Consider the following 18,772-nt stretch of genomic DNA (forward strand, 5'->3'; position numbering starts at 1 on the left):
TAATTTCATGAATCTACAAAACAACCCGCTCAAACTCCGCAAACTCAATCCGATTACGCCCATTCTGCTTCGCCTGATACAACGCCTTGTCTACCGCAGCGAACAACTGAATCAGATACCCCTCCGGATTGTCCGGGACATGCTCACATTCGAAATCCTCAATGGACAGAATTCCTATGCTAATCGTAATGGACACCTGTTCGATCTCATGATCCACCACAATGAGGTTCGACTCCACCGCTAATCTCACACGTTCCGCTATTTGTTGGGCTAGTTGCCGTTCGGTATGTGGAAGGTAGATCATGAACTCCTCCCCGCCATATCGCGTTAGAATATCGGTACTACGAATGGATTCTTTGACAGCCTGAGCCGTGCGATGCAGTACTTCATCCCCGATGACATGTCCGTAGCGATCATTGATCGCTTTGAAGTAGTCAATATCCAGCAGTATGAGTGAAAACGGCGTTTTATATTGAATGTTGGTGATAACCTCATGATTCAGGTGTTGGGTCAGATAACGACGGTTGTAGCAGTTCGTCAGACTGTCCGTCAGGGCGAGTTCTTCCAGCTTGCGATTGGCCTCGGACAACTCCAGACGAATGCGATCCAGGGCATGATTACGCTCCTGAAGCGTCTCATTCTGCCGATTCATTTCTTTTACGTAGAAGCGCTCTTGAGAGACATCCTGGAACGTAAGAATATGACCAATGGGCGCGCGCGCAGCATCCACAATGGGAGACGCTTGTAGGATATAATGACGGATGTCATCCCGCCCCACGAGTACTTCAATTTGAGACAAGGTATTGTCCTTTTGCTTATACTCCTTCAGAAACTTCTGGCGGCTGCCCTCAACGCGAACAGAACCCAGAAATGCTTCCATATCAAAAGAATCCCCCACGTGCAGATCCATGAAGGATCGGGAGGCTTTGTTCAATTCAATAATCATCTCATTCTCATCCAGTACAAGGATGCCGTAAGGAATGGTATTGATCACATCCTCATGCGCGATGGAAACCAGATCGAACACATTGTACCTTTTAATAACATAGACGAAGAAGAGGTCAGACACGAAAATCCCCAACGAGGTCAGTCCGGGAATGATAAACGGTAAATACGCTCTTAGAACCACATTAAGCATAGCGTCGATGGTTGCAAAAACAGCCAACACAAATATGCCCCATAGCGTAACTTTCACCTGATTTTTAATCATGGAGGACGTTCGAGAAGAATATAGTGCCCGGAATAAAATAAAGAGGGACGTTACAAAGTAACTGACGAGTATAGCCATAACAACCCAGAACCAGAGTCCATATGCCCGCTCGATATAACCGCCCTCCAGCGGTGTTACAAACCAGCCCCATGGGTTCAGGATCACGCCAATGGCTCCAATAACCGCAGGGATGAACAATAGGAAGGATTTTTTTTGGCCTAATCGCTCCGCTTCACCCGTAATGAAGATCGTAAGCAGCAGCCAACCACTCCCTAGTAAGGAAACGGCGACAAAAGATAACGTAACGTAGAACAACTGCAAGCCTGGATCTTTCGTCAACGTACTCGCAAATTGACAGAATGGCCAGAGCATCATTAACCCATGAAACAAAAAGTAAACCTTATGTAAGTTCGTAATTCTAACCGTTGCAAAAACATATACGTATACACCAAACAATAGGACGAATAGAAAGAGATCATACCATACTAATGGGCTCACGAATCTTCTCCTTTTTGCATGCGACAACGAAGATAGTATTGAACTGGGTTATTCCTTAATGCTATGTGAAGCTTCGATAAACCTATAAAAGATATTCCTATATTATTGCTATTGGTTAATTTAACCACATCTTATCACACCGCTAATGGGGTGAGTAGCCCATACAATGGCAAACCAACCAACCTCTGTTTGAATTTTGCGCAATTTTTGCGTTTTTGTGAATGAAATTGAACGTTTGGATGTAAACCGGGGGAAAGAAGACCTTGTTAGCTGTCGTAAGAGGCAAGCAGGTACGTATGTAGAGCCCTCCGTTACCGGACGGCCCTCTCCTCATTCGTGTACAGTGTCCAAAGGCAAATTGTCAGAGAATAAATCCGGATTATCTTGGAGCATGCTCGTGATTACTTCCGTCAACAAGGCCGCATCACACACTCTGACAACCGCATCGCCAAGCTGCCCCTTACGCATCGCACCTTTACGTTCAAGAACGTCATCCACTTTCCAAAAATGCTCCGACCACGATAATCCGCAGTGTCTTCGGGAAGGCACCGAAATTTCGGTTCCATCGGGTAAAACTGTCTTTAACATCTCATGGCCGTCAGTTAATCTACCTGGGATGTCGACCCATTCTTCAATACCATGGATAAACGTGTTCCGTTTCAGATCAACGCCGACCAAAAGGATGGATGCCTTCCGATCAAGCAGCTTCCCCCAGGCTGAGCCTCTCGCACAAGGTGTATCGAAAAGATGATCGTCCTTCGTAAATGCTTCGGCGTCGCGTCCCAGAGCAGCTACCGAATGTGTAGGGTGCCAAGAACGTACTACTTCAGGTCGTTTGCGAAATAGCTCAGGAAGAATACCGACGCAGCATGGCGAAGATTCCACGTGGAACATCGGATTGTCCGCATTGATCGTGGACCATGTATGCGTTGGCAACACCAATAGCCCGTCCTTCATATACTCGGTCAACGCATCCAACACCGTATCCGCACCGCCTTCGACTTCGCCCAAGCTTTTCATAGAAGAGTGAACGAGCAGCGTTCCTTGGTCATCAATGCCGAGCTGGCGCAGTTGGTGGAGTAAACTTTCTTGCGTATGTATCATGAATAGATAACCTCCTTTGGGCTATTATAGCAAAATAGAGCTTAGTCGACGGTACTAACGTTATCCTGTGATACCAAGTTTAATATTTGCGATTATATAACATAAATTTAACTTAAATCATAAATAATGTTAATTCCATGTCACTCATATGTTTATTTGCTCTGATATAATTTCTGCTAGGTAGACGAAAGGAGATTATAGGGTTGAAAAAAGAGCTTGGTGTATTGATGGTGTTGAGTGTCGTTTTGCTTTCAGGATGTGGATCAGATAAGCCCACAGCGAATCCGCAAGATTCGGGTGAGTCTCCCAGTAAACAAGTAACAACACAGCCAGTGCACAGTATGAATGAAAAATTGTTGGGATCTTCAGAGGATGAAAAAGTAAAATTTTATAAACAAACCGACGGGGTAACACTGGACATTAACGGTAATAAAAAAGACTTTTCTTGGAATGTCCCTGTTGATACTGGAACTGCCCCGCAGGTATTTTATACGGATGTTACAGGCGATGGAAAAGAAGAGGCCGTAATTATTATCCAGACTGGACGAGGAACAGGTTTAAACAATTATGATATTCATGTCGTTAACGCCGAGGACCTATCCGAAATTAAAGTACAAAGTTATGAGGAGATTGTTGCTGATCAGATTGAGACGCATGTTGCTAAAAATGGCGACGGTACATTAGCGATCTCCGTTAAAGCACAAGGAAAAGAATATGATTTCAATTATGGGTTTGATCCAGCGCCGGATTACAAGCAAGACAGCCTTGCTTTTGGTGGTGTAAATATCTATTCATTGGAGAATCAAAAAATAAAATTGAACCTTGGAGGATCTGTAGGTGTGTCTCCCACATATGTATGTGATTTCAATATCACATACAAATTCGATAGTGCTAAGAATGAATTTCTTGCTGATCAAATTGAAGTTAAACCTATTGAAAAATAAAAAAAGGCTGACCACAATTGGTCAGCCTTTTTTGGTGGGAAATTAAATTAAACGACATAATCAAAGAATGTGTGTCCACCGACTACGATTTTAGAGCTGACTTGCACCGTGCTTCCACCCGGAAACTTATAATATAGCTTGTTACCGGAAGTGTAACTCAGTTCTGAAAATCTAGTATTAGCAGTGTAAAAACACTTACCGCTGATTGGATTTGAGTAGCTACTTAGGTTTGATGCGAGGCTAACAATGTTTTTCCAAGCTGCACTGTCTGTATCAGGTTTCAGACATTCAGCCAAGTTAGGATTACCTTCGTTAAAGCAACTAAAAGCATTTGGAGCAAGCACGACTGCTTCAATCGAGTTGAGATTTTTAAATTCGTTGTACGTGGAATTACTTTTACGGTTACTGATGACATAAGCAACGCCTACACGAGAATCTGAATCGCCCCTGGTTTCTCCCCAAAGAGTTCGGGCCAACAAGTCCACGCTGTCACGTCCGTAAAGCTGAGATTTTGAAGTTAGTGCATCACCAATTGCCATAAATATTACCTCCATTAAGTTAAGTTATTTTGTGGATCACCGGCGTCTCATGATATAAAGAGAAATGAGTCTCGGATTTTACAACCACTCTCCGAATTTCATTTCAATTCACTAGTACCAAAAGTTTGTATTACCTCAATTATGTTGACATAAGAGCTCCTGTTTTAGATCTTCACGATGATCGGCCGGTACTTGTAATAAGAAGGATTTTAGCTTTGGTGCCCCATTTCAGTTCACAGACCCAGCGTCTCACAGCAAGACAAAATGGCCGGGGAACCCCCCGGCCATAAGGAAAAGAATTTTTATGAGTTCATGAATGAGTCCATGAAAAACAAAACTATTTAATCACAACGTATTCCAGGTTCACCAATTTCGCATAGGTCACGATTTGATCCGTAGTCAGGTTCAAAGATACTACGGTATGGTGACCGCCGCCATTCTCGATCCAAGCTCTGACCCCATCCTGGAAGTTAGGCTTCACATTCCACAATACACGGGCTACCGGCAGATTAGGCGCTGGAACCGTCGGTTCAAATGCAGACACTTCGTTGATCAACAGTTTGTAATGCGTTCCGAAGTCTGCCATGGAAACCACGACACCTTCTCCTGCTTTGCCATCGAATACAAGACGTGCAGGATCTTCACGATCGCCAATACCTAGTGGGGACACGATGATTTTCGGTTTGTTGCTGGCGAGTGTCGGGTCTACTTCAAGCATGTGGGATTGAAGAATTGCCTCTTGGCCAGCTGCCATCTCGTACGTGTAATCCTCCATGAAGCCTGTGTTTTCGTTATGGGCCATAACTTTGAGCAGGCGGTCGAGTGCAGCCGTTTTCCAGTCGCCCTCACCAGCAAAGCCGTACCCTTGAGCCATCAGACGTTGAACAGCCAAACCAGGAAGTTGCTTCATGCCATGCAGATCTTCGAAGTTGGTGGTGAAGGCACTGTATCCGCCCTCGTCCAGGAAACGTTTGATCGCAATTTCATAACTTGCTTGTACACGTACACTGGCTTCCCAAGCTTCTTTGCTGTTTGTACCATAATCGAATTCATACAGCTCTGCATACTGAGCGATCAGATCATCGATTTCTTGCTCCGTCACGGCATTCACGTATTGTACAAGGTCGCCGATACCGAAATAATCGACTGTCCATCCGAATTGGATCTGTGCTTCCACTTTATCCCCTTCGGTCACGCCCACGTTACGCATATTGTCGCCAAAACGAGCAACCTTGATGTTGAAGCTTTCGTTGTAAGCTACCGCTACGTCCATCCAATCCGCAACCTGCTGCTGCACTTCTGGACGCTCCCAGTAACCAACGACGATTTTGTTTTGTTTTCTCAGGCGTGCATTGATGAAGCCATATTCGCGGTCACCGTGAGCCGCCTGGTTCAGGTTCATGAAGTCCATGTCGATGGTCGCCCATGGAATGCTTTCATTGAATTGTGTCGCGAGATGAAGCAATGGTTTTTGCAGCAATTTCGTCCCCCGAATCCACATTTTCGCAGGCGAGAACGTATGCATCCAAGTGATCACACCCGCCACTTCGTCGCGGTAGTTCACTTCTTTCATGATGCTCGTGATTTTATCTGCGCTTACCGCCAAATTCTGCAATACGAGTGGGTACGGCAGAACGCCGCTTGCATTGAGGGCATCCGTGATTTTTTGTGCATTGGCTTTAACCTCACCCAGCGCTTCTTCCCCGTACAGATGCTGCGAACCTACGACGAACCAAAACTGTTTAGCTGCTGACATGTAATCATCTTCTTTCCTATATAGTGTGTTTAACTCCATTTACACTTGACCACTCCAACTGCAGTACCATCTTACGATCGCTGTTATCCCCGGACTTCTTTTATCTCTTTACAAAGGAGGAAATCCGGTGATAAAGGCGAACGCTCCGCTTCTCCAGATTGGTTCTGCACTCTCCGTTATCGTGTAAATCTTAAATCCTAATATAGATCACTCAGTAATCAGAACAATCTTCAATTCGCTGTTTTCCTGCTCATATCATTTTTGTCCGTAGTACGCGTCTTTTCCGTGTTTCCGCAAATAGTGTTTATCCAAAATGCCTTGCGGCAGTTCTTTTGCAAAGTTATTCAATTGCCGCGCGTACAGGTTCATTTTGCACACTTCCTCCAGCACGACGCTGTTCACAACCGCCGACTTGGCGTCTTTGCCCCACGTAAACGGTGCATGTCCATGAAGCAGAACTGCCGGGATTGCCATCACATCCAGCCCGCGCTGTTCAAATGTTTCGATAATGAGACGGCCTGTCTCCGCTTCGTATCCGCGATCAACTTCATCCTGGTTCAAGAAACGCGCACAAGGTACGGCACCATAGAAGGTGTCAGCATGCGTCGTTCCCATCACAGGTACATCCAATCCGGCTTGTGCCCAGATGGTCGCCCAGGTGGAATGAGTATGCACAATACCACCGATTTCCGGGTAATGTTTGTACAGCACCGCGTGAGTCGCGGTATCCGAAGAAGGTCTCATTTCGCCCTCCACCACATTGCCGTCCAGATCAACCACAACCATGTCGCTTGGCTTCATCTTGTCATAGCTGACACCGCTCGGTTTGATGACAAACAGACCGCTGTCCCGATCCATTGCGCTGACATTACCCCATGTGAACTTCACAAGTCCGTGCTTCGGCAGTTCCAGATTTGCCTCATAGACCTCTTCTTTCAGTTGTTCTAACATGTTATTCCCTCCCGTTCTCTAATAGTGCGTGTTCAAAAAGTCGGTTTTCAGTACCGAGAAGATGGGATAAAGCTAGAAATGGAGTAGCGGAGCGTAGATAGAGCTACGTGAGCAACGGACATTTCGGCTGAATTCCATATTCGATGTTGATGATGCCACTAGGCATCCTTCGTAATCAAAAGCGGTCTTTTTGAACATCCTCTACCAGATGATCTACCGCCGCCTGCTCAATCGCGAGGCCCTTCCGATAACGTTCGATAAATGCTTCAAACCCTTTGACATCCGATGCATCCGGTGCAACTTCCTCACCCTGAACATCGCTGAAGACCTTCTGTTCCAGGAACACATCCAGGCTTTCCTGCTGATCCTTGTTGATCATGTAGGAAGCCAGAAGCGCCATACCCCATGCGCCGCCTTCGCCCGCTGTAGACATGACGGACACCGGCACATTCATCGCTGCGGCTACGATCCGCTGTCCGACAACGGGAGTCTTGAACAGACCACCATGAGCCAAAATGCTGTCAATCGCCACATGCTCGTTCTTCGTCAAAATGTCCATGCCGAGCTTGAGTGCACCAAATGCGGTGAACAAATGCGTGCGCATAAAGTTCGCCAGATTGAAGTTGCTTTCCGGGGAGCGGACGAACAATGGACGGCCTTTGTCGATGCCCGTAATGTTTTCACCCGAGTAATAACCGTAGCTCAGCAAACCGCCACCATCCGGGTCGGCTTCCAACGCCTTATTGAACATCACGCTGAACAATTTGCCGGTATTCACTTCGTAGCCCATTGCCTCAGAAAATTCACGGAATAATCCAAGCCAAGCGTTGATGTCGCTGGAGCAGTTGTTGGCATGCACCATGCCTACCGGACTACCGTCCGGCGTCGTAACCATATCGATCTCGGGATACACTTTGGATAATTCCTTCTCCAAGACGATCATCGCGAACACGGATGTGCCGACAGAAATGTTGCCCGTACGCTTCCTCACGCTATTCGTTGCTACCATGCCCGTTCCGGCATCACCTTCTGGCGGACAGAGTGGAATGCCTGACTGCAAATCATTCGAAGGATCAAGTAGCTTGGCTCCCGCTTCGGTTAACTCACCAGCATTCTCACCAGCGAGATACACCTTGGGAAGAAGCCCCTCGACCTTCCACGGATAACCTTTTCCTGCGATAAGTTCATCGAACTGCTTGATCATGGACGGGTGATAATTATGCGTAGACTCGTCGATTGGGAAAATACCCGAAGCATCGCCGATACCGATGGCTTTATTTCCCGTCAGCAGCAAGTGTATGTAACCAGCCAAGGTTGTCAGGTGATCGATGCGAGGCACATGCGCCTCTTCGTTCAAGATCGCTTGGTACAAGTGAGCGATGCTCCAACGTTCCGGAATATTGAACTGCAGAAGATCCGTCAGTTCTCTCGCAGCCTTCCCAGTAGTCGCGTTACGCCACGTCCGGAATGGTACCAGCAGTTCTCCCGCGCTATCCAATGCGATATATCCATGCATCATGGCGGAGAATCCGATGGAGCCTACCGTTTGCAGCGTGATTCCGTATTTCCGCTCCACGTCTTGCTTCATTTCCCGATACGCAGTCTGAAGACCTGTGATGATATCATCCTGGTTATACGTCCAATATCCGTCTTTCAGGAGGTTCTCCCATTCATAACTGCCTGACGCGATGGTCTCAAAACGTTCGTCAATCAGTACCGCCTTGATCCGTGTCGATCCAAACTCGATGCCTAGTGAAGTAGCTCCCTTGGTAATCGCTTCATTCATATCCACATGACTCATGATCACGTAGTCCCCTCTCTGACCACAGTAGGTAAAGTAAAAATAGTTTTGCCTTGAAGATGATTGAAATAGATTCATATTTCGATTCATTGAAAAGAATGCGCTTTCCTTTTCTGACAGACTTAGTATATTTTTTGTACGTACATTTGTCAATAATATATAATAGTTATACTTACATCAGTCAAAATGTAAGGTGTAAACGATCTCATTTCTGTGCTTAAAAGGTTATTTTGTAGGGTACACATTTCTGTTTAAGGATGGGAATTGTACGGTTTATTTTGTAAAACTGGCTGCTTTATTTCCATTCAGATCGATTCATGATAAAATATGTACGTACAACTATGGATATGACGATGTTTTTTTATAGATAAGTAACGATGAAAGAAGTGGACTGTGTGAAGCCAAAGTATCAGGTCATCATTGACGATATCAAAAGCAATATCCTATCGGGAACCTATAGCGTAGGCGAACAAATCCCTACCGAATCCGCACTGCAGGACAGCTACAACGTGAGCCGCCAGACGGTGAGAAAGGCCATTTTGGAGCTATCGAACGAGGGCTTTTTGAGAAGTGAGAAGGGTTCCGGAACCTATGTAAGCAATCTGTATCGATCCAGAACCGGCGGGAACACGATGAAAAAAACAATCGGCGTCATCACGACGTACATCTCCGATTACATCTTCCCCTCCATTATCCGCGGTATTGAAGGCCGATTGAATGAGGACAATTATTCATTGCTGTTAGCCAGCACCAACAACGACGTTGCACAAGAGAAAAAGGCGCTCGAGATGATGCTGTCCTACGGTGTGGATGGCCTGATCGTCGAACCGACCAAGAGTAATCTGTACAACCCCAACATAGCGTACTACCTTTCCTTTAAAGAGCAGGACGTACCGTTTACGATGATCAATGCCTTTTATGAAGAGCTGGAGGTGCCTTTCTTCTGTCTGGATGACGTACAGTCCAGCTACCTGGCTACCCGGGAACTGATCGCCAAAGGACATAGCCAGATCGGCATTATCGCGAAAATGGATGATTTACAAGGGAAGTATCGGATGAAGGGATATATCAAAGCGCTGGGCGAAGCCAAGTTGCGGTTTCATCCCGAGCAAGTGCTTTCGTTCGATACGGCATCGAAGCCGGACCTCTCCACCAATCTGGAGGTGTTTCTGGAGGAAAACAGAGATGCGCTGACCTCCCTTGTCTGTTACAACGATGAGGTGGGGCTGGAAGTCGTACATGCATGTAGAAAGCTTGGCATTTCCATTCCAGACGAGTTATCCATTATCGGCCAGGACAATTCATACATCGCCAAGAACGCAAACATCAAACTTACAACATTAACCCACCCCCAGGAACAAATGGGCCGTGACGCTGCGGATTGGGTCATCAAGAAACTGCAGGGCAAAAAGGATCTGCCCACAAACACCTATTACCAGCCCGTGCTGGTTGAGGGCGAGACAGTAAAAGAGATTGAGATTGAATAGTATTGGGACCGAGGTTTGGTTAATGGGGATTGCTCCATAAAAGGGATAATCACAATCTCAACCACCCGCCTTTTTTCTGTGGTCACCATGTTCTTGCTGAAATACGAAAAGGCTGCCGTAATGGCAGCCTAAGATTTTTTGCTTTGGTCTTTCTTTTTAACTAAAATGGGAACTAAACTCGTAAGGAGTATCTCTCCCAATGGAGAGGCCTCCGTTATTTTGTGATACCATTCCAGAACGTCAGCTCGTCAATAGGCAGTCGAGTCGTCGGATGCCCCGGTTGCGAGGCTTTGCCGATGGAAATGAGAATGGTTGGAACATAACGATCGGGAATATCGAATGCTTCAATAAATTTATTTTTATCGTATCCAGCCATTGGAACGGTATCATAACCACGCGCTTTGGCTGCGAGCATGAACTGCATCGATAATAGACCACAATCAAATATTACGCCGTCCTTGATATATTGAGAATCCATGCTTCCCAGCATTCCCTTCATGTTGGTAACCAACGAATCCTTAACTTCCTTCGTCATATAACCAGCTTCTACAGAAGCGTCGTAAACGGAATCCACCTGTTGGATATACTCCAAATCACCCAGCACCGCAATAACGGCCGAGGAATCTACCACCTGCTGCTGGTTATTCGCGATGGGAAGCAATTGTTCTTTCAATGCCTGATCATTAAAGACAATGAATTTCCATGGCTGCATATTCGCGCCAGATGGAGCAAGTGCTGCTTCAGTCAGAATATCTTTCAATTCCTCCTCTGAAATGTTGACCGCAGGATCGTAATGCCGTACAGAACGTCTTTCCTTTACCACTTCCATGAAGCTTTGCTCTTGTTTTACGCTCTCCATCCCGTTTTGCCTCCCATTTATATACTGTGTATTATTTAGCACAGTTAAAGATAAAAAAACAAATCACTTAACTGTGCTAATATAAGCACAGTATATATGTGGATGGGTATGTTGTCAATTCTCCATTATCGGACTCATTCGTTTGGCCATGTCGGCAATGGTGTATTTTCTCAGAATTTCCAACACGCTATGATTAATTTCCCCCGTTATATCATTGAACATGTCATGCATCTGCATACCAAAGGAGTGATCGCCTGTGGAATCCAGCATTCCTTCACACAGCGATGCCTCGGTCTGAAGCGAAAGATATATATCGGCCAGTGTCACCGATTCCGGTGGCTGCTTCATGCGATAACCTCCGTCGCGTCCTTCACGGACCTCCAGAATATTCTCTTGAGCAAGTTTGGCCAATATTCGGCGAATCAATGTTGCTTCTGAGCATAATTGATTGGCGATATTGTTACTTGGATAGCGGTTAGAACTATTAGACATGAACACAAGGGCCTGCAATGCCAAGCCGAATGCCTTGCTATTGGAGGGACAGGTGTGTTTGGCCTTTTTCATCGTACAGGGCTCCCTTCTTCGTTGCGTCCTGTGTGAATTATAGCAAACCCCCAACTCCCCTTCAACACAGCATCGAGGTTTGCAGACAACAGCTTGCTACGGTAAGCCAGAAGGTACACGCCAAAGAAATAGTAAGAAGAAAACCTTCCAAAACATTCATATCCTCTAATCCTGACATAGCAGGCAAGTAATATAGTTATGTTATTCAAAGAAACTTCAAAACATCATATAATAACCACTTAACAAACCATTTAAACTGGTATATTATACAATTGTAGCAAAATTTTATTATATTTCGAGAGGAGATTTTAAACTTGAAAAAAACGCTTTCTATGGTTGTCGTCATGAATTTATTTCTCAGTTTTGCCTTCGGCTTTCAAGCGTTTGCAGACGATGACATGGTCGAATCGGGAGTTCACCCTGATGCTCGTGTCGCAGAACAGTTACTGCAGCCAACTGGGGAAATACTAAACGAACTTACCAAGGATGCTTCCGAGTTGGATTCGTCCAAACTGAAGAAACACCGGTTAGAGACCTCTGTGAATTTGGAGTCGGCTACCGCGTCTTCAGAATTACAAAAGGGACTTATTTCGGCTCCAAAATCGGTTATCGCAACAGCCACAGCGGAGACTAATACATACACGGGCTACATTCAGCAAGAAGGTACGTCCAGCTTTTTATACCCTATTTATGTACAACCGGGAAGCATACTGCAAGTACAAATGGATAATCCGGCGTCGGCGCAGCTAGATTACGATCTATATCTCTATGAATTTGACATGTCCACTGGTGATCTGAACCCAACTCCAATTGATTATTCAATATATGGAACGTATCTGAATAACTACGGAAATGGATCAAGAACCTTGTCTGAAAATGTCGGTACCAAAAATAGTACCGCCAGTCCCAAAGCCTACTTAATTGAAGCCTACGGTGCAGTTGGAGGCAGCATCAATGAACCATTCACTCTAACCGTCTCAACTAGCTCAACCTATGATTCGTACGAGACAGATGAAAATGCACTTCATGCTTATCCTTTCACGGTAGCAACTGGTGGCTCTACTCTCTCCAGCCGCTCCATTAATTCGGAGGTCGATCAGGACTGGTATAAGATCACAGTGCCCGAAAGCAGAAATTACGACGCCATGCATATCGATCTGGATCAAGCCTCAGTAGGTAATGGCTATAAGGCGGAGTTGTATGGTGCATTAAGCAACAATCGTATGGCATTAATGCCCTCCACCAACGGCAATGTGTCTCTAGGCACGGGCACATATTATTTGCGAGTGTATACAACAAATAACTATTCGGATAACAACTATTTATTACACCTACAGCCAGTATTAAGAGCGGATAAAGTCGTGATCACAGGTTATAATTCCAATGGCGGTCCGAATGACTATCCTACATATGCCTATGGACGCTACTACCGGATAACGGGAACCAGTTTCACGGTAACTGGCGTTGCCGCGACTTCAGATAACTATGCGGTAGCCAATGCGGAAGTGGAAGTCATTTGGGAGAATGATTATTGGTCCGAAGGCAGCAACAACAGATATCGGAGTGCAAAGGTTATGACCAACAGCAGCGGCCAATTCACTGCTACGTTATCGCTGCCGCCTTCAACCGGGAGCATAAGTCAATACTTGCCGGGAGCTATAAGCTTCACTCACTACTATGATATTTGTGGTGTGCTGGCGAAGGTAACGAGTCGTCCGAGTGCAAATGATACGGATATTGTGTATCACTTTGCCTACAGTATTTACGGTGGCTGATTGAATCCAAACAGGCAATGGGCGTTTATGAATAAACGACCCGTTGCTTTTTTTGTCCAATCATATTAAAAATATGGAATATTATTCCGATAGTATGAAGAGAAGAGAAGTGAATTAATGGAATACATTAAACGAATAGGGGTGTTTATTTATGAAGGTTCAAAGTACGACTCCGTTTGACCTCAATACCTACATTCAATCAAAACAACGCACGGATAAGCCACCTTTGGTCACAGGCACGATACCCAAACTGTCACATAACAACGACACAGTGGAGATTAGTTCGACTTCCAGGCAGTTAGCAGCATCCGATATTGTAAATCATTCCGCTACATATTTTGGAACCGTTCAAATCAATGATTCATTGAATCGTCTACTCACAGATCAACCTTCGGAGGTGAAAGAAGCTGTCTATGGCATCATTCAATCCAATCTCATTACTAACGTAACCGGGGAAGAGGATAGATCAGCATTGCTGGAATTGGGTCTCACTCAAGCAAAGTATATCGCCGACAACTATATGAAAGGGGATAACGCGACGGAATTTATGAATACGTTTCATCAAATCGCCGCCATCTCCAAAACCAGATCCATAGATCCAGAGACGAAAGCAATCCATTACGATACACCCCCTCAAAGACCTGTTGGGGCCCCAGATGATTATATTGATCTAACCTATATGATGAAGAAATTTGAACCAAACACGCTGGACAAACTCCAGGATGCGATCATGAACGGAAAAGACTGGAACAGCATTCTACAGAGCTTCGCCAAAAATGTATCGTCTAATCAAGACTGGTTGAAGGAATATAAAGAGGACGTAGTCAAATTGACCGGGAATATGGCTGGGGAGAACAGATTCGAAAAAGCCTCCACTAGTAACTTGGCTCAGTTTGTCCAAGATATCAAGAACATGATCGCTCATGCTGGGTTAGAAAATCACGATTTTCTGACAGACAATATCGAAGCATTTATGAGGACGTTAAAATAAATACTTGATTTAGAAATACTACGACTAGACTAATTACAAAAGCTCCCTCCACATAATAGTGGATGGAGCTTTTTAACTATCGTTTGAAAACTTTTTCGCTTGTTTAATGAAGAAATTGATCCTCAACCGAAGGTTATCATTTACAAATTTTTCATTGACACTTCCTTTCAAATAAAGATATATTTATTGATGTTGATAATCATTCTCATATGTAAAACGTTTTATATTCATCTTCTTTGATGAGTTTTCACAGCCAGATAGTCAGATTCAACAAATATATTACAGATTAGAAAGGGGAAACACATGAACACGAAAAGAAAGCTCTCTTTAATGACACTACTCATTTCGGTAGTGCTGATCCTGGCCCTCGTAGGTTGTGGCAGCAAGCCGACAACTCCTGCAGCTTCTCCGGCTGCGAGTGATTCATCAACTACCGAAACTACCGAAACACCAGCCGCTCAAGATGAGAATACCGAATATCCAATTACCATCAAGCACGCTTTGGGAGAAACCGTTATTGAGAAAAAGCCTGAGCGTGTAGCTACGGTTCAATGGGCTAACCATGATGTCGTTCTCGCTCTTGGACAAGTTCCTGTAGGCTTCTCAGCAGCGAACTTTGGCGTTCAGGATGACAGCGGATTGCTGCCTTGGACTGCGAAAAAACTCGAAGATCTCGGCGTAACAGACCCGAATGTTTTCAAAGATACAGACGGTCTTGATTTTGAGGCCATTTCCGATTCCAACCCGGATGTCATTCTTGCAGCTTACTCCGGTATTACTCAGGAAGACTACGATCTTCTTAGTGAAATCGCTCCAGTAGTAGCTTATCCGACTGCTCCTTGGGCAACAACATGGCGTGAACAGGTTCTCCTCAATTCCGAAGGAATGGGCATGAAAGCGGAAGGCGAGCAACTGATTAAAGACACTGAGGCCATGATTAATGAAAAAGTAAGTGCCTACCCTCAGATTAAAGACAAAAAAGTGGTTTGGGTAAACTTCTCAGCTGAAGATATGTCTAAACTGCACATTTATACACCTGTAGACTCCCGCGTCTCATTCCTGAATGAGTTGGGACTGGTTGTTCCAGAGAGCATCACCAGCCAAATTACGGACCCTAACAGCTACTCCCTAAGTCTAAGTGCTGAGAATGCTGAAGCCCTTAATGATGCAGATATCCTTGTTGGATACGGAAATGCCGAGTTGTTGAAAGCCCTTCAGGCTGATCCGCTTCTGGGTAAAATTCCAGCAGTTAAACGAGGTTCAGTAGCATTCATCGAAGCAGATACACCTTTGGTTGCTGCTGGAACGCCAAACCCACTGTCGATTTCTTATACTATTGATGATTATCTGAAACTAATCGGCGGAGCTATTGATAAAATAAATGAATAGTCCATCGATTCCGAATAACAATCAACCACGCTTGAATATCCCGAAAAATTTCGGGCTGGTTTTGGTCATCTGCTTTATCCTGCTCATCGTAAGCGTGGTAGCCTCACTGGTCCTCGGTTCTCGGCCAGTGGGGTTTCATGAACTAATCGACGGATTATTTCACCCGGAAGTAGACTCCTATGGGGCAAATATCGTGCGCAAGCGGATTTCCCGAACTGTCTTCAGTTTATTATGTGGGGTGGCACTCGGAGTATCGGGAGCAATTATGCAAGCCGTCACACGCAACCCGCTTGCTGATCCAAGTATATTGGGTGTTAACACAGGCGCATCTTTGTTTGTAGTATGCGGCATTGCGTTCCTGAACATCAGCAGCGCGGGGCAATATATATGGCTGGCTTTGGCTGGGGCTGCGATTACTGCAGTGTTTGTATTCGGAATCGGCTCTATGGGGCGTGGCGGCGCCACGCCCATTAAGCTTGTTTTGGCAGGAGCTGCTGTAAGCGCTGCTCTTTCTTCTCTGGTCACTGCCATCATGATTCCCCGCTCGTATGTCATGGACCAATTCAGGTTTTGGCAAGTGGGAAGTGTCGGTTCGGCAACCTGGAGTGGGATCGGCACGTTCATTCCATTTCTGATCATCGGAATTCTCATTGCGTTTATTACTGCTCCGGCACTCAACGCGTTAGCGCTGGGAGATGATGTGGCTACGGGATTGGGCGTTCGAACCGGAACACTGAGGCTTATTTCCGCCCTAGCGGGTGTACTGTTATGCGGAGCGGCTACCGCTCTGGCTGGACCTATTGGTTTTATCGGATTGTTATCCACTCACGTCATACGCCTTATTATTGGGCCTGATTTACGCTTTGTCATACCGATGTCGGCCATCGCCGGAGCCATCATTCTGACGATCTCCGATGTAGGTGGCAGGCTCATCAGCAATCCTGGCGAGCTTGAAGTCGGCGTAGTGACTGCATTTATAGGTGCTCCCATACTCATTATTCTAGCTATCCGATCGAAAGTGCGTTCATTATGACCAATCACTCTATTGAATTTATTATGGCGGGAAGACGTCAAAGACGCCGCCGATGGATCCTTGTCACTAGTCTCCTTGCAGTGCTGGCATGCATTCTATGCTGCGCCATGCTTTTACTAGGAAATACGATATATCCGGTTAAGGATGTCATTCTAGCCCTTTCCGGTGAAAAAATCAAAGGCGTCTCTTTTTCCGTAAGTACCATTCGGCTACCAAGAATGCTGACTGGCCTTTTTGCCGGATTTGCGTTCGGTATTGCAGGTTACACGTTCCAGACCATGTTGCGGAATCCCCTTGCAAACCCCAATGTCATAGGGATCACGTCTGGTTCAAGTGCTGCTGCTGTTTTCTGCATCGTCATTCTCCATGCTAGTGGAGCCGTCGTGTCCTTCGCTGCAGTAATTGCAGGTCTGGTCACCGTTCTGTTCATTTATGTACTTTCCAGAGGAAAGGTATTTTCCATCGGACGATTGATTCTGATCGGAATAGGTATACAAGCGATGCTTGATGCTGTCATCTCTTATCTTCTTCTGGTTAGTTCTGAAAAGGATGTTCCTTCAGCGCTCAGATGGCTCACAGGTAGTCTTAACGGTTCTCAGATGCACGAGCTTCCGCCTCTTGTGATCACCGTCATCATCTGTTCGCCGATCATCATCTTGCTGGGCAAACATCTCAGTATATTGGAGCTTGGAGAACAATCGGCATTTTCTCTGGGTGTAGATACGGACAAGACCAGAATTGCACTTATTGTAAGCTCTGTCTGTATGGTTGCGATTGCTACGGCTACCACAGGTCCGATCGCTTTTGTCTCATTCCTATCGGGCCCTATTGCCAAAAGACTCGTCGGTGTGGGCTCCTCCAACATTATTCCGGCAGGTCTTGTTGGTGTCAACCTTGTCCTGGCATCCGATCTCATCGGACAATTTGCTTTTGAGTACAGATTCCCCGTAGGCATCATTACCGGATTACTCGGAGCGCCTTATCTGATCTTCCTGTTAATCCGAATGAATCGAAAGGGGGAACTATAATGAAAGCAACACATGTTTTTCAAGCCGAACAACTCGTCGCAGGCTATGAGAACAAAACGATTATACATGGTGTGGACCTCGTTATACCCAGTCATAAGATAAGCGTTATTATCGGATCCAACGGATGCGGTAAGTCTACGCTTCTTAAAACGATGGCCAGACTAATCAAACCCATATCCGGCAAGGTCACTTTAGACGGTAAGCCCTTATCCAAAATCCCACCCAAGCAGTTGGCTCGTGTGGTGGGGCTGCTACCCCAGTCTCCCATTGTCCCGGAAGGGATCTCTGTAGCTGATTTGGTCGGCAGAGGACGTTTTCCGCACCAATCCATGTTCAGTGGCTGGACCAAAAAGGATTACGAGGCCGTTGCCGAAGCAATGACCATCATGAATATCACCGAGTTTGCCAATCATAATATTGACGAGCTCTCAGGCGGCCAACGACAACGTGTCTGGATTGCCATGGCATTAGCTCAACAAACGGACATCCTGTTTCTCGACGAGCCGACAACCTTTTTGGATATCACCTATCAAGTCGAGATTCTTGACCTGCTCACGGAGCTTAATCGCAAACACGGAACAACGATCGTAATGGTCCTTCATGACATCAACTTATCCGCGCGTTATGCGGACCATATTTTCGCTCTTCATACAGGTAAGCTTGTCGCTGAAGGCGTACCCGCAGAGGTCATTACAAGCACACGGGTCAAAGACATCTTCGGCCTGGATTGCACGGTTATTGATGACCCGATCTCGGGATCTCCGATGGTCGTACCAAAAGGGCGATATCACGTGAATCATGAGATAACTTCCTATTAGGTTTTAAACCAAACAATTCTCTAAC

Annotated in this window: 16 protein-coding genes; 8 read left to right on the plus strand and 8 right to left on the minus strand. The window is 45.7% G+C overall.

The window, feature by feature from the left end:
* Positions 1-13 precede the first annotated feature (13 nt).
* Together RS891_RS31160 and RS891_RS31165 are read right to left on the minus strand one after the other, a co-directional pair.
* Complete coding sequence (locus RS891_RS31160; RefSeq protein WP_315794094.1) at positions 14-1,708, minus strand: histidine kinase N-terminal 7TM domain-containing diguanylate cyclase; 1,695 nt, start codon at positions 1,706-1,708, stop codon at positions 14-16.
* Between the two features lie 330 nt (positions 1,709-2,038).
* A complete protein-coding gene (locus tag RS891_RS31165) occupies positions 2,039-2,809 on the minus strand; it encodes an AAC(3) family N-acetyltransferase (protein ID WP_113053367.1) in 771 nt (256 codons plus the stop codon).
* A gap of 206 nt (positions 2,810-3,015) precedes the next feature.
* On the opposite strand from RS891_RS31165, the gene RS891_RS31170 reads away from it, so the two are divergent.
* Positions 3,016-3,756 (plus strand): hypothetical protein, encoded by a 741-nt coding sequence (locus tag RS891_RS31170; RefSeq protein ID WP_315794095.1) that lies wholly within the window; start codon positions 3,016-3,018, stop codon positions 3,754-3,756.
* A 47-nt stretch (positions 3,757-3,803) separates the two neighbouring features.
* Here the strand turns inward: RS891_RS31170 and RS891_RS31175 are convergent, their stop codons facing one another.
* The 4 genes from RS891_RS31175 to RS891_RS31190 form a co-directional block, all read right to left on the minus strand.
* On the minus strand, positions 3,804-4,295 hold the full coding sequence (locus RS891_RS31175; RefSeq protein ID WP_181586564.1) for a cell wall hydrolase: 492 nt from the start codon (positions 4,293-4,295) through the stop codon (positions 3,804-3,806).
* Positions 4,296-4,632: 337 nt separating this feature from the next.
* Entirely contained in the window at positions 4,633-6,051 is a 1,419-nt protein-coding gene (gene araA / locus RS891_RS31180) for an L-arabinose isomerase (RefSeq protein WP_315794096.1), read from the minus strand.
* Between the two features lie 255 nt (positions 6,052-6,306).
* Positions 6,307-7,002: an L-ribulose-5-phosphate 4-epimerase gene (locus RS891_RS31185; RefSeq protein WP_076287227.1), complete on the minus strand. Its 696-nt coding sequence runs from the start codon at positions 7,000-7,002 to the stop codon at positions 6,307-6,309.
* A 175-nt stretch (positions 7,003-7,177) separates the two neighbouring features.
* Positions 7,178-8,803 (minus strand): xylulokinase, encoded by a 1,626-nt coding sequence (locus tag RS891_RS31190; protein ID WP_315794097.1) that lies wholly within the window; start codon positions 8,801-8,803, stop codon positions 7,178-7,180.
* Between the two features lie 395 nt (positions 8,804-9,198).
* Between RS891_RS31190 and RS891_RS31195 the strand changes: the two genes are divergently transcribed.
* Positions 9,199-10,290: a GntR family transcriptional regulator gene (locus tag RS891_RS31195; RefSeq protein WP_315794098.1), complete on the plus strand. Its 1,092-nt coding sequence runs from the start codon at positions 9,199-9,201 to the stop codon at positions 10,288-10,290.
* A 214-nt stretch (positions 10,291-10,504) separates the two neighbouring features.
* Here RS891_RS31195 and RS891_RS31200 read toward each other — a convergent pair whose 3' ends face one another.
* A complete protein-coding gene (locus RS891_RS31200; protein WP_315794099.1) occupies positions 10,505-11,149 on the minus strand; it encodes a nitroreductase family protein in 645 nt (214 codons plus the stop codon).
* Positions 11,150-11,263: 114 nt separating this feature from the next.
* Complete coding sequence (locus tag RS891_RS31205; protein ID WP_113053272.1) at positions 11,264-11,713, minus strand: RrF2 family transcriptional regulator; 450 nt, start codon at positions 11,711-11,713, stop codon at positions 11,264-11,266.
* Between the two features lie 305 nt (positions 11,714-12,018).
* Between RS891_RS31205 and RS891_RS31210 the strand changes: the two genes are divergently transcribed.
* From RS891_RS31210 to RS891_RS31235, 6 genes are all read left to right on the plus strand, one after another.
* Positions 12,019-13,488, plus strand: a complete 1,470-nt coding sequence (locus RS891_RS31210) for a hypothetical protein (RefSeq protein ID WP_315796503.1) — start codon at positions 12,019-12,021, stop codon at positions 13,486-13,488.
* Between the two features lie 151 nt (positions 13,489-13,639).
* The gene (locus RS891_RS31215; protein ID WP_315794100.1) at positions 13,640-14,479 is read left to right on the plus strand and encodes a hypothetical protein; all 840 of its coding nucleotides are present in this window, start codon (positions 13,640-13,642) and stop codon (positions 14,477-14,479) included.
* Positions 14,480-14,782: 303 nt separating this feature from the next.
* Positions 14,783-15,868, plus strand: a complete 1,086-nt coding sequence (locus RS891_RS31220; RefSeq protein ID WP_315794101.1) for an iron-siderophore ABC transporter substrate-binding protein — start codon at positions 14,783-14,785, stop codon at positions 15,866-15,868.
* The gene (locus RS891_RS31225; protein ID WP_113053277.1) at positions 15,861-16,901 is read left to right on the plus strand and encodes a FecCD family ABC transporter permease; all 1,041 of its coding nucleotides are present in this window, start codon (positions 15,861-15,863) and stop codon (positions 16,899-16,901) included. The genes RS891_RS31220 and RS891_RS31225 overlap by 8 nt, the downstream gene beginning before the upstream one ends.
* A complete protein-coding gene (locus tag RS891_RS31230; protein ID WP_315794102.1) occupies positions 16,898-17,929 on the plus strand; it encodes a FecCD family ABC transporter permease in 1,032 nt (343 codons plus the stop codon). The genes RS891_RS31225 and RS891_RS31230 overlap by 4 nt, the downstream gene beginning before the upstream one ends.
* The gene (locus RS891_RS31235; RefSeq protein WP_113053279.1) at positions 17,929-18,747 is read left to right on the plus strand and encodes an ABC transporter ATP-binding protein; all 819 of its coding nucleotides are present in this window, start codon (positions 17,929-17,931) and stop codon (positions 18,745-18,747) included. The genes RS891_RS31230 and RS891_RS31235 overlap by 1 nt, the downstream gene beginning before the upstream one ends.
* Positions 18,748-18,772: the final 25 nt, after the last annotated feature.

Origin of the sequence: Paenibacillus sp. BIC5C1, from assembly GCF_032399705.1 — a bacterium.
GTDB classification, from domain to species: Bacteria; Bacillota; Bacilli; order Paenibacillales; family Paenibacillaceae; genus Paenibacillus; species Paenibacillus taichungensis_A.

Excerpts from the sequence above, each read along its gene's own strand:
- RS891_RS31215 (WP_315794100.1), top strand. The coding sequence starts at position 13,640 with ATGAAGGTTCAAAGTACGACTCCGTTTGACCTCAATACCTACATTCAA.
- RS891_RS31225 (WP_113053277.1), top strand. The coding sequence starts at position 15,861 with ATGAATAGTCCATCGATTCCGAATAACAATCAACCACGCTTGAATATC.
- RS891_RS31200 (WP_315794099.1), bottom strand. The coding sequence starts at position 11,149 with ATGGAGAGCGTAAAACAAGAGCAAAGCTTCATGGAAGTGGTAAAGGAA.
- RS891_RS31205 (WP_113053272.1), bottom strand. The coding sequence starts at position 11,713 with ATGAAAAAGGCCAAACACACCTGTCCCTCCAATAGCAAGGCATTCGGC.
- araA (WP_315794096.1), bottom strand. The coding sequence starts at position 6,051 with ATGTCAGCAGCTAAACAGTTTTGGTTCGTCGTAGGTTCGCAGCATCTG.
- RS891_RS31235 (WP_113053279.1), top strand. The coding sequence starts at position 17,929 with ATGAAAGCAACACATGTTTTTCAAGCCGAACAACTCGTCGCAGGCTAT.
- RS891_RS31220 (WP_315794101.1), top strand. The coding sequence starts at position 14,783 with ATGAACACGAAAAGAAAGCTCTCTTTAATGACACTACTCATTTCGGTA.
- RS891_RS31230 (WP_315794102.1), top strand. The coding sequence starts at position 16,898 with ATGACCAATCACTCTATTGAATTTATTATGGCGGGAAGACGTCAAAGA.
- RS891_RS31185 (WP_076287227.1), bottom strand. The coding sequence starts at position 7,002 with ATGTTAGAACAACTGAAAGAAGAGGTCTATGAGGCAAATCTGGAACTG.
- RS891_RS31190 (WP_315794097.1), bottom strand. The coding sequence starts at position 8,803 with ATGAGTCATGTGGATATGAATGAAGCGATTACCAAGGGAGCTACTTCA.
- RS891_RS31175 (WP_181586564.1), bottom strand. The coding sequence starts at position 4,295 with ATGGCAATTGGTGATGCACTAACTTCAAAATCTCAGCTTTACGGACGT.